Here is a 14,418-nt window from a genome sequence, read left to right on the forward strand (position 1 = left end):
GGACCGGGCGGCTCCGGCCGCCTCGGCGGAGCCGCCCGGCCCGGCGGAGCCGCCCGGCCCGGCGGAGTGCCGCCGCGCCTCAGCGGCCCTGCAGCGCCTTGACGTTGTCGCCGAAGGTCCAGCCCTTCGAGCCGTCCCAGTTGAGCGACCAGGTCATCAGGCCCTTGAGGGCGTTGCCGTAGTGGTTCCAGGCCTGTGACACCTGGCCCGTCGACATGTGGCCGCCACCCGCGCCCGGCTGGGCCGGCAGCCCCGGAACCTGCTTGTCGTACGGGACCCTGATCGTGGTGCCCTGGATGACGAGTCCCTTGTCCAGGCAGTCGGTCTGGGCCGTGAATCCCTCGACCGTGCCCGCCGAGTACGAATCGCCGGCGCACCCGTACATGCTGCCGTTGTAGTACTGCATGTTGAGCCACCACAGGCGCCCGTTGTCCGCGTACTTCTTCACGATGGGCAGGTACGCGCCCCAGATCGAGCCGTAGGTGACGCTCCCTCCGGTGACATAGGCCGTCTCCGGCGCCATCGTCAGGCCGAAGTTCGAGGGCATCTTCGCGAGTACCCCGTCGATGATGCGGATGAGGTTGGTCTGCGAGGCCGACAGGTGGCCGATGTTGCCGCTGCCGGTCAGACCGGTCTCGATGTCGATGTCGATGCCGTCGAAGTTGTACTTCTTGAGGATCGGCACGATCGTCTCGACGAACCGGTCGGCGACGGCGCTGGAGTTGAGGTCGATGCCGGCGGCCGCGCCGCCGATGGACATCAGAGTGGTCAGCCCGGACTCCTTCGCCTGGCACATCTCGGCCGGGGTCGGGACCTTCACGGTGGAGTCCATCCCGTCCTCCCACAGGACGGTGCCGTCCGAGAGGATGACCGGGAAGGCCGCGTTGATCACGTTGTAGCCGTGCTGCGGGATGCGGCTGTCGGTGACCGGGATCCAGCCGAGCGGCGGGTGCACACCGTTGGCCGCGCCGTCCCAGTTCTCCCAGTACCCCTGGAGCACCTTCCCGGCGGGCTTCGACTTGACCGCGCAGGTCTCGTCCTGCGCGCTGCTCGGTGTCGCACCCACCAGCAGTTGTACGACACATGCCGCCGCGAGGCCGACCCCCAGCAGGCGCGATGTCCGACCGAACATGCTCAGTTCCCTTCCTGTCTCGGCCGGGCGCCGCCGGGGCGGTGCTGCTGCCCGAGGCGGCCCGGCGCGGGGCGAGTTGGCGCGTGAATGGCATGCCCCTGACAATCCCAGGCGGAATGCGGTCTCGCATTTCACGGCTCGCCACACGCTAGGGAGGCCCAGACCTTCCGTCAATAGGTCTGGACCAAAGTCGCGACCGGACGGCGGCACCGAACCGGGCCACGAGCGGACCCGAAGCGCTTACCGGGGGGCCGGTTGTCGCCATACAAAGGCTTAGCTTAGGCTTGCCTAACTCCTTGCGATCTGCATCGGGGCAGCCCGTCGTACCCCCGTACGGCCGCTCCTTCGGCATGCCCTCACGCGGTCTCGGGGACCTGCTGCTCCATCCGTTCAAACATGAGGAACATCCATGTCCCGGTTCACCCGCGCGCGTCGCCGGACGCTCGCCGCAACTGCCGCCGCCGCAGCCCTCGTTCTCGCCCTCGGCGGCTGCTCGTCGAGCGACGACGGCAAGGAGACCTCCGGCGCATCCGGGAAGAGCAGCGGCGCGTTCCCCGTCTCCATCAAGAGCGCGCTCGGCACCGCGGAGATCAAGGAGCAGCCCGAACGGGTCGTCACCCTCGGCCAGGGCTCCGCCGAGACCGCCATCGCGCTCGGCCACACCCCGGTGGGCATGGAGAAGTACGAGTGGGGAAGCGACAAGACGGGCTATCTGCCCTGGATCCACGACGCGGTGAAGAAGTCCGGCGACAAGCTGCCGACCCAGTTCACGGGCGGTGAGGACATCGACTTCGAGGCCATCACCGAGCTGGAGCCGGACGTCATCCTCGCGCCGTGGTCCGGGATCACGCAGAAGGACTACGACATCCTCAAGGACATCGCTCCCACCGTCGCCTATCCCGACCTGCCGTGGAGCACGGACTGGGACCAGCAGATCGACATCATCGCCAAGGCGCTGGGACAGCCGGACGAGGCGAAGACCCTCACCTCGAAGATCGAGAAGCAGCTGTCCGACGCGGCGGCGACCCGGCCGGAGTACAAGAAGCACACGTTCTCGTACATCTACAACACCGGCCCCGGCACCCTCGGTGTGTTCAAGCCGAATGAGCAGCGCGTCAAGATGGTCTCCTCGCTCGGCCTCAAGGTCGACCCGGTGGTGAACACCTTCAAGGAGACCAAGGGCACCGACTCGGCGCTCATCGGCCTGGAGAACGCCGAGAAGCTGAAGGACAGCGATCTGCTCTTCACCTTCTACATGGACGACAAGTCCCGAAAGGAGATCGAGGCCCAGCCGCTGTACGCGGCGATGCCCGCGGTCAAGAACGGCGCCGTGGTGGCCGGCAAGGACAACTCCTTCGTCACCGCCTCCTCGATCATCAACCCGCTCACCGTGCCGTGGGTGATCGACCGTTACCTGCCGTTGATCGACAAGGCCGTCAAGGCCGCCGACAACGGCTGAGGCCGGCCACCACCCACATGGCCACCACCACGCACGCACCGCCGAGCGGTGCCGGTACCTCACGGACCGGCACCGCTCGGCGGGTGTTCTCCGTCGTCGCCGCAGTCGCCGTCCTGGTGCTCGCCGTGCTCGCGAGCGTCATGTTCGGCAGCCGCACCACCTCGTTGGGCGATGTGCTGGACGTTCTGTCCGGCAGCGCGGACCCGAATGTCACCACCATCGTCGAGAGCCGCTACCCGCGGACCGCGCTCGGCGTGCTGGCCGGACTCTGCCTCGCCGTCGCGGGCACCCTCATGCAGGGGGTGACCCGCAACCCGCTGGCCGATCCGGGCCTGCTCGGGATCAACGCGGGCGCCTCCGCGAGCATCGTCGCGGCGACGGCGTTCCTGGGGGCGTCGGGCGCCACGGCCACCATGTGGTGGGCGCTGCCCGGTGCGTTGCTCGCGGGTCTGCTCGTCCATGCGATCGGTTCCGCGGGTTCGGGCGGCGGTCTCGTCCGGCTGGTGCTCGCCGGCGCGGTGCTCTCCGCCGTGCTGATGGCGTTCATCCAGGCGGTGACCCTGGGCCGCCCGAAGGTGTTCGACAGCTACCGGTACTGGGTCGTCGGCGCGCTCGGCGGACGGGACTTCGACGTCTTCTGGTCGGTGCTGCCGTTCGCCGTGGCCGGTCTGGTGATCGCCGCGGTGCTCGGTCCCGGCCTCAACGCGCTCGCGCTCGGCGACTCGACCGCGGCGTCCCTGGGGGCGAATCCGGCGCTGGTGCGGGCGGGCGGGCTGCTCGCGGCCACACTGCTGAGCGCGGCCGCGACGGCGGCGGTCGGTCCGATCGCCTTCGTCGGACTGGCCGTTCCGCATGTGGTGCGGGCCGTGGTCGGCGTCGACTTCCGCATGCAGGTCCTTTTCTCGGCGCTGGCAGGTCCGGCGCTGCTGCTCCTCGCGGATGTCGTGGGCCGGGTGGTCATGCGCCCGCAGGAGCTGATGGTCGGTGTCGTGACCGCGTTCATCGGAGCGCCCGCACTGCTCGTCGCCGTACGCAGGATGAGGGGCAACGCATGACGTCGCAGCAGACCGCGGTCCGCACCGCTTCGCCCCGGAAGGTGCTGAGGGCCGGCGGGAGGGTGGCCGTGCCGGTCCGGCGGGTGTCGGTGCTGACGGCCCTGGTGCTGCTGGCGCTGCTGGTGGCGGGCGCCGTCGCCACGCTGTCGCTCGGGCGGCTGGGCATTCCGCTCGCCGACCTGGCCGGAGCGGTGACCGGCGGGGCCGAGGGCAAGAACGCGTTCGTGCTGGAGCGGCTGCGCGGCCCCCGGCTGACGGTCGCCGTGGGCACCGGTGCGGCGCTCGGGCTCTCCGGGGCGCTGTTCCAGTCCGTCACCCGCAATCCGCTCGGCAGCCCCGATGTGATCGGGCTGGCGTCCGGGGCCGGGGCGGGCGCCGCGATCTCCGCACTGCTCTTCCCGGACACCGTGCCGGTGGCGCTCGGCGCGCTGATCGGCGCCGTCCTCGCCATGGTGCTGGTCTATGTGTCGACCGGCACCGGGTTCCGCAACCCGGCCCGGCTGGTCATCGCGGGCATCGGGGTCGCCGCGATCGGCACCGCGATCACCCAGTACGTCGTCTACGCCATGGAGCGGGACCGGGCCGCCGTGCTCAGTGCCTACGTCAACGGCAGCCTGTCGGCACGGTCCTGGGAGGACGCCACCACGATCTGGCTGGTGCTGCTGGTGGTGGCCCCGCTCACCGTGCTCCTCTCGCGGCGGCTGGACATCGGGGAGATGGGCGACGACATCGCGGCCGCACTCGGCTCGGAGCCCCGCCGCACCAAGACGGCCGCCGTGGTGCTGGCGATCGTGCTCTCGGCGGGGGCGGTCAGTGTCGCCGGTCCCATCGCGTTCATCGCGCTGACGTCCCCGCAGGTCGCCAAGCGGATCACCCGGGTCTCCGGCCCGCACCTGGCGCTGTCGGCACTGACCGGCGCGCTGCTGCTGGTGCTGGCGGATCTGTGCGCCCAGCAGCTGCCGCTCTTCGACAACCTGCCCGTCGGCATCTACACGATGGCCATCGGGGGCGTGTACCTCGGCTGTCTGCTGGTACGGGAGTGGCGCCGGGGAGTTCTGTGAGGCGTGGCGCCGTACGCTACTCGCCGCCGAAGTAGCCGTACGGCGCCACGGACACGCCCTCGACGACACACCTCGGGTCGTCCTCCCCGGCCGTCGGGTCCACCTCACGCGCCTCCAGCACGCGCATGGACCAGACGGTGAACCCGGCGTGGAAGTCGTGGCCGATGTCGCACGGTGTGCTGGTGTACCCCCTGGCGTGCAGTTCGGCGACGACGTCGTCGATCAGCCGGTGGGTCAGCTGGATCCCGTCGCAGCTCGCCTCGGCCTCGCCGCCCTGCCCGCTGTAGCCGATCTCGACGAGTTCCACGGTGTCGTCGGACGCGTAGGTGATCACGAGCTTCGGTGTGGTGTCGTACACGGCAGGGCGGACGGCGGCGGTGCCGGGGGCCGGCCGGCCGACGCGCTCCTCGACCCGGGTCCGGTGGTCGCCGATCATGGCGAGGGCGACGCCGCGTCCAGGGATGATCTCCATGCCGGGCATCCTGCCACCGGCGCCCGGGCTTTTGCCTCCCGCCCCTCGCACGCACACCTCCTCCCGCCCCCGCACACCCCCACTTGAACACGTTCAAGAAAGCTCGTAGAGTCGGCGCCGAGCACAGTTGAACACGTTCAAGTCGGGGGGCGGCGATGTCCGTACTGGTCAATTCGATCGTGATGCTGGGCATGCTGGTGGTGGTCCCCGCGGGACTGCGGCTGACCGGTGCGGCCGAGCTGGACCGGATCCGGCGACTGTGGCCGCTCTTCGCCGTTCCCGGCGCCGTCTCGCTGTGGCTGCCGCGCGGCACCGCCGCCACCGCCCTCGCGCTCTGTTACGCGCTCGGCACCGTACTCCTCGCGATGCACGCCCCGTACCGACTGCTCCGCAGTCCGTCGAGGTCCACGGCGCCCGCCGAGATCGCCCTGCTCACCGCCCTGGTCACCCCCTCGGTCGCAGCCCTCGCGCTGGTCGCCGAACGCTCGGGGCACCCGCTCTTCGGCTTCGGGCTCGGCATCCTCGCGCTGACCGTGCCGCACTTCCACTTCGCCGGATTCGCCGCCGCGCTGGTCGCGGGGCTCGTCTGCCGGGTCTCCGGCAGTGGGGCGGGAAGGTTCGCCGCACTGAGTGTTCCGCTGGGCACCCTGCTCGTCCTGATCGGCTACTTCATCGGCGACTGGGCCGAACTGGCAGGCGCGGCCGTACTGACGGCGGGGATGTGGACCGTCGCCGTCCTCACCTGGTGGTCGGTCCGTACCGGGCAGCGGGACCGGGTCACCCGGACGCTGCTCGCCGTCTCGTCCGCCGTGCTCGCCGTCACCATGGTGCTGGCCCTGAGCTGGGCACTCGGAGAGGCCACCGGAATCCCGCACCCCTCACTGGCCTGGATGGCCGCCACCCACGGCCTCGGCAACGCGCTGGGCTTCGCACTCTGCTCGGTGCTCGCCTGGCAGCGGCTGCACGACCGCACCGACCCCGTAGAAAGCAGGACCGCATGAGCTCCCTCAGCTACTCCGAGGTCGGCGCCACCCGCCTCGGCCCGCTCCCCACCGGGTACCACCACCTCCACCACCGGGCCCCGGTCGGGCGCGGCCGGGCCGACCTCGAAGCGGCGGGCGCCGCGGTCACCGAATGGCGCATGCACCGCGCCAGCGGGGCCCGGGTCCACGCCTCGGCGCCCCGTGCGGGGGACGGGGTGCGCCTGCGGGTGTCGCTGGGCATCGGCCCGATCCGGTTCGCCGCACCCTGCCAGGTCGTCTGGACCGCGTACGAGCAGGACCGCATCGGGTTCGCCTACGGGACCGAGGTCCGGCACCCGGAACGCGGCGAGGAGTGCTTCGTGGTGGAGCTCGCGGACGACGGGACGGTGTGGTTCACCGTCATGGCGTTCAGCCGCCCGGCCGCCTGGTACACCCGGCTCGCCGGGCCCGTCGTACCGGTGCTCCAGCGGCTGTACGCCCGGCGGCTGGGCAGCACACTGCGTCGCATCGTGGACGGGGAGCGCGGCGGGCGGGGCTGAATCGCCGATACTGGAGGTGATGGAGTGGTTCACCGCAGACGGGTACTGGCTCAGCCGGCTGGTCTTCCAGCGGGCCCTGGCCGCTGTCTACCTGGTCGCGTTTCTCACCGCCGCGCTCCAGTTCCGGGCGCTGATCGGCGAACGCGGCATGCTGCCGGTCCCCGATTTCCTGCGCCGCACCGGCTGGCGCGACGGACCGGGGCTCTTCCGGCTGCACTACTCCGACCGCTTCTTCGCACTCGTCGCCTGGACCGGCTGCGCGCTGGCCGTCGCCCTGCTCGCGGGTGCGGACTCGTACGTTCCGCTCTGGGCGGCGATGCTGCTCTGGGCCCTGCCCTGGGCGCTGTACCTCTCGATCGTGCAGGTCGGCCAGACCTGGTACGGCTTCGGCTGGGAGTCACTGCTGCTGGAGACGGGCTTTCTCGCCGTCTTCCTCGGCAACGCGCACACGGCTCCCCCGGTGCTGGTGCTGTGGCTGCTGCGCTGGGTGCTGTTCCGGGTGGAGTTCGGCGCCGGGCTGATCAAGATCCGCGGCGACGAGTGCTGGCGCAGGCTGACGTGTCTGTACTTCCACCACGAGACCCAGCCGATGCCGGGGCCGCTGAGCTGGTTCTTCCACCGGCTGCCGAAGCCCGTTCACCGGGCCGAGGTGGCGGCCAACCACGTCACCCAGCTGCTGGTTCCGGTGCTGCTGTTCACTCCGCAGCCGGTGGCGAGCGCCGCCGCGGGGCTGATGATCGTCACCCAGCTGTGGCTGGTCGTCTCGGGGAACTTCGCCTGGCTGAACTGGCTGACGATCACCCTCGCCCTGTCCGCCGTCGACTGGTCCCTGTTCACCGCGCCGCCCGCGCAGTCCGCGCCGCCCCTCTGGTACGAGATCGTGGTCATGGCGGTGACCGCGCTGGTCGTCCTCCTCAGCTACCGACCGGCGCGCAATCTGGTCTCCCGCCGCCAGGTGATGAACCGCTCGTTCGACCCGTTGCACCTGGTCAACACCTATGGCGCGTTCGGCAGCATCAGCCGGGTCCGGCTGGAGGTGGTGGTCGAGGGCACGGACGAGCAGGTGCTCCACGAGGGAACCGTCTGGCGGGAGTACGGATTCCGCGGCAAGCCGGGCGACCCGCGCCGGATGCCGCGCCAGTTCGCTCCGTACCATCTGCGGCTGGACTGGCTGATGTGGTTCGCAGCGCTCTCCCCCGCGTACGCCCGGCCCTGGTTCGGCCCGTTCATGGAGCGGCTGCTGGAGAACGACCGGGACACCCTGCGGCTGCTGCGTCACAACCCGTTCCCCGATGCCCCGCCCGCGCATGTCCGCGCCAGGGTGTACCGCTACCGGTACACGACCTGGCGCGAACTGCGGGCCACCGGGCGCTGGTGGCACCGGACTTACGTACGGGACTTCATGCGCCCCGTCTCGCTCGGTCCTGCCTGGCTCAGCCCGACCAGGCGATCTTGAACACCCAGGCGTGCTCTCCGGTCCGGCGGGCCGCCGCCGGTACGTCGATCACCAGCGAGCCGCCCCGGACCCGCCAGTTGAGCGGCCGGTCGTGACCGAGCAGGGTGATCCGGTCACCGCCGCGGACCGGCACCGGAGCCTCGACGGTGAGGGTCGCGCCGGGCCGTGCCAGGGAGTGGATGTAGAACGCCCGGTTCGGCCGCAGCGTGAACCGCAGGTCCTCACCGAGCTGCGGCATCCGTGACCAGTACGTGGTGTCGTAGACCGCCTCCCCGTTGGTCTTCAGCCACTCCCCCGTCTCGCGCAGCCTGCGCTGCATGATGTCGGGGATCGTGCCGTCCGCCCTGGGCCCGATGTCCAGCAGGAAGTTGCCGTTCTTGGAGACGATGTCGACGAGCGAGTGCACGATCTCCTCGGCCGTCATGTACTTCTCGTCCGGCGTCTGGGCGTTGTAGCCGTAGCTGAACGGGTCGAGGCCGCGGCTGGACTCCCACTTGGCGGTGACGATCTGGTCGTACGTCGTGTACTCGGGCGTGGTGAAGTCGTACGCGCCGATCCCGGAGCGGTTGTTGACGGTGACCTCGACCGGGCGGGCCCGGTTCTTCGCCTGGTTGAAGTACTCGGCCAGCACCCGGTGACTGTCGTTGTCGCCGCCGATGTCGCACCAGAGGATCTCGGGGCCGTACCCGTGGATCAGCTCCAGCATCTGCGGGCCCTGGAACTGGGTGACGTAGTCCTTGCCCGCTGTGTGACCGGTGTACGGGACGGGCTCCAGGGTGTACGGATTGCGCGGGGCGTGGCCCATCCACGGGTGGTCGGGGTTGAACCATTCGGGCATGGAGAAGTACAGCCCGGGGTGGAGCTCGGGGGTGTAGCGGCGCGAGGCGTCGAAGAGCTCCTTGACCAGGTCGCGCCCGGGCCCCATCTTCACCGAGTTGCGGTCCGAGAGCTTGGTGTCCCAGAGCGCGAAGCCCTCGTGGTGCTTGGAGGTGAGGACGTGGTACTGGGCGCCGGCGTCCCGGAACAGCTCCACCCAGGAACGCGGGTCGAAGCGTTCGGCGCGGAACCGCGGGATGAAGTCGTCGTAGGCGAAGGACTCGCCGTAGGTCTCGCGGTGGTGGGCATAGGTGGGGTTGTTGGGGTCCTGCATCTGGTTCCAGTACCACTCGGCGTACTGCGTGCCGACCGGCGCCCAGGCGGGAACCGAGTAGACCCCCCAGTGGATGAAGATCCCGAACTTCGCCTGCTGGAACCAGTACGGCGCCTGGTGGGTGGAGAGGGAGGCGTCCGTCGGTGTGTAGTCGGGGACGCCGAGGGTGAGCGAGCGCCGGACCGTGGCCGCCCGCGCCCCTCGTCCGTGCGCGACAACGTTGCCTTCCCGGGCGGTGCCGGGTGCGGTGCCGGGTCTGCTGCGGATGCCGATGCGGACGCGGGTCTGTTCGCCGGGGGCGAGGCGGCTGACGCGGGCGGGCGCGACGGTGCGGGCTCCGGGCACGTCCACGGAGAGGGTGAGGCCGTCGGCGGCGAGGATGCCGACGGTGCCGGCGTTGACGACGGTGGCCTCCACGCTCTGGGCGCCGGAGTCCAGCAGCGAGGTGGTGGAGTGGGCGTCGCGAAGCGCCAACGCCCTTCCCTGGGCGGCCGGTTGGAGCGAGAGCGCGAAGATGTGCAGGGACGGCTTGCCGGCCTCGGCTGGCTGGGTGGTCGGCAGGGTGAGCGCCACGGCTTCCCTGGCCGGGTCGAGCGGGATCTCGCTGACCGCGATGGACACCGGGTGCTGGTCCTTGGCGCCATCGGCGGTGTAGCGGTAGGCGGCGGTGAGGGCGCCGCTGCCGCCGTACCAGTCGGGCCCGCCGAGCGGCGGGGTCGTCGTGGTGCCGTCCGCGTAGTGGACCGTGGCCCTGCCGGACGCGGCGCCGTAGCTGCACGAGGTGAGGAAGAGACCGGAGAGGTAGCGGCCGGGCGGCAGGTCGATGCGCTGGCCGAGGGCGACGACATTGTTCTTGGTCCCGGCCGTGGAGCCGGGGAAGAGGAAGGCGGTGCCGCCGATCTCCCGTTCTCCGGCGGGGAGTTCATCACCCGGGAAGGTGTAGCCGGATCCGTCGAAGTCGCCGCCGCGGGCGTCGGCGGTGTCGATTCCGTCGTTGTCGAACCACGTGTCGAGAGGCACGGGGACGGCGGCGGGAACGGTGCCCCACCCGCCGCCGTCCGTGCCGGCTCCGGTGCGCGTGGCGGCCGCGGGGTGCGGGGCCGCATCGGCGGTGGCGGGGGTGAGCAGGGCGGCGCCGACTGCCGCCCCTGCCGTCATTCCGAGTACATGGCGTCTGGGAAGTTCGGTCATGACATCCGATGATTGGAGCGCGACGCGAACCTGTCAATGCAATCTTCCAGACAGAACGAAACAGGCTTCCCACATCCATCCGATGACTGAGTGAGGGCGCGATCGGGTCGTTCTCTCAGGGCCCGGCCCCGGCGGCACACGTCACTTGGACTCCTCCCGGGCCCGCAGCAGCTTGGTGATCTGTCTGACGAGCTCGTCGTCGCTGGTCACGGCCTTGCCGGAGACCAGGGCTCCCAGGCGCTCGGCGGTCTGGAAGTCGTAGGCGCGCTCCCGGTCCGTACCGGGGACGCTGTCGTACTCGTCCTCCGCGCGGAAGCCGACGGTCAGATCGACCGCCTTCGCGATGATCCAGGTGAGGATGAAGGAGAACGCGATCACGGAGACGACGGCGACGAGCTGCTTGCCCAGCAGCCCCCAGCCGCCCCCGTAGAAGAGCCCTTCCTTGCCGCTGATCCGAGCGGTGGCGAAGAGGCCGACCATGATCAGGCCGATCAGGCCGCCGACGCCGTGCACGCCCACCACGTCGAGGGTGTCGTCCACGTCGAAGCGGTACTTGAGCGTGATGGCGAAGGCGCAGACCGCCCCGACCACGAGGCCGGTGATGACGGCGCCGAGCGTGTCGACCTCACCGCAGGCGGGGGTGATGGCGACCATGCCCGCCACTGCGGCGGAGACGACGCCCATGGTGGTGACCGTGCCGGTGCGCCATTTCTCGACCAGCGGCCAGGTGACCATGGCGCCCGCGGCGCCGAGCTGGGTGTTGATGAACGCGGCGGACGCGGTGCCCTGATCGGTGAGCGCCGAGCCGGATGCGACTGCACCACCACACCCACCCCGATCACCACCCCGGAGCGCAGCCGGCCGTCGTGGTGGCCGTCGCGATCGGCGGCGCCGGCGGGGCCGCCGCCCGCTACGGTGCCGAGCGGATCTGGCCGACCGGCGCTTCGGCGTTCCCCTGGACGGTTCTGCTGGTCAACACCGTGGGCTGCTTCCTGATGGGTGTCCTGATGGTCACCTCGAAGCTGCGCTTTCCCGGTTCACCGCGGCTGATCAGTCCGCTGCTGGGCACGGGTGTGCTCGGCGGGTTCACCACGTTCTCCCACTACACGGACAATGTGCGGCAGCTCTTCGAGAACGGCAGGCCCGGCTATGCGGTCGGCTGTCTGCTGCTGACGGTCGTGGCGGCCCTGGCCGCCGTGACGGCGGGCGCCTTCGCCGCGCACTTCGTCCTCGGACGTGGCTACGCGGCCCAGGACGGCACCCGATGACCGACTGGCTGCTCGTGCTCGCCGGTGGACTGGCCGGCGCACCGCTCCGCTATCTGCTCGGTGTGGACGCCAAGTTCCGTCTTCACACCGCTTTTCCGTGGGGCACCTTCGCGGCCAACGCGAGTGCGGCGCTGCTCCTCGGCTTCTTCTCCGAGGCCGTGACCGACGGGGAGCTGGGGCCCCGGCTCCAGCTGTTGCTCGCCACCGGCTTCTGCGGTGCCCTGTCGACCTGGTCGACGTTCTCGTACGAGCTGCTGACCTTCGCCTCGGCCCGTCGGCTGTCCATGGCGGCGGGGTATCTGGTGCTCACCGTGGGTGCGGGCGTCGGGCTGTCGTTCGCCGGGGCGGCCGTGGCGGGCGCGGTCCGGTGAGACGGCGGCGCCGAGACCGGCCGAGCTCCGGCCCGCGCGATGCGGACCGGAGCTCGGCTGCGGTGCTGTGAGGCCGTGTCAGTCGATGCCGGGCAGGATGTGCGGCTCGGCGAGGTCGTCCTCGTAGCCGGCCAGCCGGATCGGTGCGGACCTGGCCCAGACCTCGATGTTCCGGAGCTTCTCGGGCCTGCGGGGCCGGTCTCCGTGCCGTTCGGCAGGTCGCTTCTCTTGCTTCGTCAGTTCCGGTGTCGTCACCGCGCACTCCTTTGTGTCGCGTCACCCTGGGCGTCGCCGATGCTCCGGCCTCATCGCCGGGAGACCAGCCACCCGTAGGGGCAGGGGCAAGAACAGTTCGGTCGCGGTGGCGCCGGGTACGGGGCGGGACGGCGGCTTGGTTGACAAGCCTGTCCCAGGACGGTCGAGGAAGGTTTGTGGACTCCTCGATTACGTCCGTTCACATCAGGGTAACCAAATGAGCGCTTCCGCGCTCGATGGAACGTGTGCTCTAGGTCACTTTCAGCCACCGGGCAGGGTGCCGGACATGGCGAAGACCCGGCCGGGAGCGGCTCCCGACCGGGTCGACGACTGTTCGTGCACGCCGTATCGGCGGCGACTACCAGTTGGCGGGCGCGTAGTCCTTGAGGAAGCAGCCGTACAGATCCTCGCCCTCCTCGCCGCGCACGATCGGGTCGTAGACGCGGGCGGCGCCGTCGACCAGGTCGAGCGGGGCGTGGAAGCCCTCCTCGGCGAGGCGGATCTTGTCGGGGTGCGGGCGCTCGTCGGTGATCCAGCCGGTGTCGACGGCGGTCATCAGGATGCCGTCCTTCTCGAACATCTCCTGGGCACTGGTGCGGGTGAGCATGTTCAGGGCGGCCTTGGCCATGTTGGTGTGCGGGTGGCCGGCGCCCTTGTAGCCGCGGCTGAAAACGCCCTCCATCGCGGAGACGTTGACCACGTAGGCCCGCTTGGCGGCCGTCGCGGCCATGGCCGGGCGGAGCCGGCTGATCAGGATGAACGGGGCGGTGGAGTTGCAGAGCTGGACCTCCAGCAGCTCGATCGGCTCGACCTCCTCGACCGTCTGGATCCAGCTGTTGGTGTCGTGCAGGTCGGGCACCAGCCCGCCCGCGTCGATCGCCGTCCCGGCGGCGATCCGCTCCAGCGACGCGGAACCGGTGACCAGGGCGAGCTCGGTGACGTCCTGCGCGCTCAGCCCCTCCTTGCGGGCGGCCGGCAGGGCCGCGACCCGGTCGACGGTGCCGCTGCCGAAGGTGCCGATGACCTCGGCGGCGGGCAGCTCGCCCGCCGGGAGCGGCGCCGACTCGGCGTTGACCAGCTCGCTGTAGGCGTTGGGCGAGCGGCGCACGGTCTGCGCCGCGTTGTTGATCAGGATGTCCAGCGGACCTTCGGCGGCGACCGAGTCGGCGAGGGCGACGACCTGGGCGGGGTCGCGCAGGTCGATGCCGACGATCTTCAGCCGGTGGATCCACTCGTCGCTGTCCGGCATCGCCTTGAAGCGGCGGATCGCGTCGTTGGGGAAGCGGGTGGTGATGGTGGTGTGCGCCCCGTCGCGCAGCAGCCGCAGCGCGATGTACATGCCGATCTTGGCCCGGCCGCCGGTCAGCAGCGCGCGCCGGCCGGTGAGGTCGGTCCGGGCGTCGCGGCGCGAGCGGTTCTCCTTCGCGCACTGCTGGCAGAGCTGGTGGTAGAAGGCGTCCACCTCGACGTACCGGGTCTTGCAGATGTAGCAGGAGCGGGGCCGCTGGAGCACACCCGCGATCTCCGCGCGGGCGGACGACGACGGCAGGACGCCCTGCGTCTCGTCGTCGATCCGGTCGGCCGAGCCGGTCGCGGTCGCCTCGGTGACCGCCTTGTCGTGGGCGGTCTTGGCGGCGCGGCGCTCCTGGCGGCGGCGCTGCTTCACCGTCCGGTAGATCCCGGCCGTGGCGCGGCGCACGAGGATGGCGTCCGGGTGGTCGACCTCGATGCTGTCGAGTTCGTCGAGCACGCTCAGGCAGACGGCCAGCCGCTCCGGGTCGATACCGGGACCGAACTCCTCAGTTCCGGGAGCGAGCTCCGGGCTGTCCTCTGTCACCGTCATTGCCGTTCCTCTGTCATCCGTCTCTCGTGGCGCCGACCGCCGTACCTGCTCCTGCCGGGCCGAACGCCCCGATCAAGTCTGCCATGCACCGGCCGCTGCTCCGTTCGCGTGACTTCCCGCACGGCTCCACGGTCGGTCGGCCGTGGGTGGGGACGACCGTGGGGCGGCCGCGCCCGGCCGCCT

At 70.6% G+C, this 14,418-nt stretch carries 13 protein-coding genes and 1 pseudogene; 8 read left to right on the forward strand and 6 right to left on the reverse strand.

What is annotated here, in order from left to right:
• Window positions 1-79 precede the first annotated feature (79 nt).
• A complete protein-coding gene (locus tag EES42_RS24785) occupies window positions 80-1,132 on the reverse strand; it encodes a chitinase (protein WP_124720464.1) in 1,053 nt (350 codons plus the stop codon).
• Between the two features lie 409 nt (window positions 1,133-1,541).
• Between EES42_RS24785 and EES42_RS24790 the strand changes: the two genes are divergently transcribed.
• From EES42_RS24790 to EES42_RS24800, 3 genes are read left to right on the forward strand one after another with little or no spacing between them, the layout of a single operon-like run.
• Complete coding sequence (locus tag EES42_RS24790; protein ID WP_124720465.1) at window positions 1,542-2,591, forward strand: iron-siderophore ABC transporter substrate-binding protein; 1,050 nt, start codon at window positions 1,542-1,544, stop codon at window positions 2,589-2,591.
• Between the two features lie 17 nt (window positions 2,592-2,608).
• Window positions 2,609-3,646, forward strand: a complete 1,038-nt coding sequence (locus EES42_RS24795) for a FecCD family ABC transporter permease (RefSeq protein WP_124720466.1) — start codon at window positions 2,609-2,611, stop codon at window positions 3,644-3,646.
• Window positions 3,643-4,707 carry a FecCD family ABC transporter permease gene (locus EES42_RS24800; RefSeq protein ID WP_124720467.1) on the forward strand — a complete coding sequence of 355 codons (1,065 nt, stop codon included), beginning with the start codon at window positions 3,643-3,645 and terminating at the stop codon, window positions 4,705-4,707. Before EES42_RS24795 ends, EES42_RS24800 begins: the two co-directional genes overlap by 4 nt.
• Before the next feature lie 16 nt (window positions 4,708-4,723).
• Here the strand turns inward: EES42_RS24800 and EES42_RS24805 are convergent, their stop codons facing one another.
• Window positions 4,724-5,179: a hypothetical protein gene (locus tag EES42_RS24805; RefSeq protein WP_124720468.1), complete on the reverse strand. Its 456-nt coding sequence runs from the start codon at window positions 5,177-5,179 to the stop codon at window positions 4,724-4,726.
• Between the two features lie 155 nt (window positions 5,180-5,334).
• Between EES42_RS24805 and EES42_RS24810 the strand changes: the two genes are divergently transcribed.
• The 3 genes from EES42_RS24810 to EES42_RS24820 are packed head-to-tail and all read left to right on the forward strand — an operon-like array spanning window position 5,335 to window position 8,157.
• Window positions 5,335-6,180, forward strand: a complete 846-nt coding sequence (locus EES42_RS24810; protein WP_124720469.1) for a YndJ family protein — start codon at window positions 5,335-5,337, stop codon at window positions 6,178-6,180.
• Window positions 6,177-6,701, forward strand: a complete 525-nt coding sequence (locus tag EES42_RS24815) for a DUF1990 family protein (RefSeq protein ID WP_124720470.1) — start codon at window positions 6,177-6,179, stop codon at window positions 6,699-6,701. Before EES42_RS24810 ends, EES42_RS24815 begins: the two co-directional genes overlap by 4 nt.
• Before the next feature lie 19 nt (window positions 6,702-6,720).
• Window positions 6,721-8,157 carry a lipase maturation factor family protein gene (locus EES42_RS24820; RefSeq protein WP_124720471.1) on the forward strand — a complete coding sequence of 479 codons (1,437 nt, stop codon included), beginning with the start codon at window positions 6,721-6,723 and terminating at the stop codon, window positions 8,155-8,157.
• Here the strand turns inward: EES42_RS24820 and EES42_RS24825 are convergent.
• Together EES42_RS24825 and EES42_RS24830 are read right to left on the reverse strand one after the other, a co-directional pair.
• Complete coding sequence (locus EES42_RS24825; protein WP_124720472.1) at window positions 8,135-10,498, reverse strand: alpha-L-fucosidase; 2,364 nt, start codon at window positions 10,496-10,498, stop codon at window positions 8,135-8,137. The two genes, EES42_RS24820 and EES42_RS24825, sit on opposite strands and share 23 nt — an antisense overlap.
• A gap of 141 nt (window positions 10,499-10,639) precedes the next feature.
• A pseudogene (locus EES42_RS24830) lies at window positions 10,640-11,308 on the reverse strand (ammonia channel protein); the annotation flags it as partial.
• Between EES42_RS24830 and EES42_RS24835 the strand changes: the two are divergent.
• Together EES42_RS24835 and EES42_RS24840 are read left to right on the forward strand one after the other, a co-directional pair.
• Entirely contained in the window at window positions 11,308-11,766 is a 459-nt protein-coding gene (locus EES42_RS24835) for a fluoride efflux transporter FluC (RefSeq protein WP_124720473.1), read from the forward strand. The pseudogene EES42_RS24830 and the gene EES42_RS24835 sit on opposite strands and share 1 nt — an antisense overlap.
• Window positions 11,763-12,137 (forward strand): fluoride efflux transporter FluC, encoded by a 375-nt coding sequence (locus tag EES42_RS24840; RefSeq protein WP_124720474.1) that lies wholly within the window; start codon window positions 11,763-11,765, stop codon window positions 12,135-12,137. Before EES42_RS24835 ends, EES42_RS24840 begins: the two co-directional genes overlap by 4 nt.
• 78 nt (window positions 12,138-12,215) lie before the next feature.
• On the opposite strand, the gene EES42_RS44865 is transcribed toward EES42_RS24840, so the two are convergent.
• Both EES42_RS44865 and EES42_RS24845 read right to left on the reverse strand, forming a co-directional pair.
• Window positions 12,216-12,392, reverse strand: a complete 177-nt coding sequence (locus EES42_RS44865; RefSeq protein ID WP_164495310.1) for a hypothetical protein — start codon at window positions 12,390-12,392, stop codon at window positions 12,216-12,218.
• Window positions 12,393-12,750: 358 nt separating this feature from the next.
• Window positions 12,751-14,235: an SDR family NAD(P)-dependent oxidoreductase gene (locus EES42_RS24845; RefSeq protein ID WP_124720475.1), complete on the reverse strand. Its 1,485-nt coding sequence runs from the start codon at window positions 14,233-14,235 to the stop codon at window positions 12,751-12,753.
• Window positions 14,236-14,418: the final 183 nt, after the last annotated feature.

The sequence above is a fragment of the Streptomyces sp. ADI95-17 genome (assembly GCF_003846175.1).
Taxonomy (GTDB): Bacteria; Actinomycetota; Actinomycetes; order Streptomycetales; family Streptomycetaceae; genus Streptomyces; species Streptomyces sanglieri.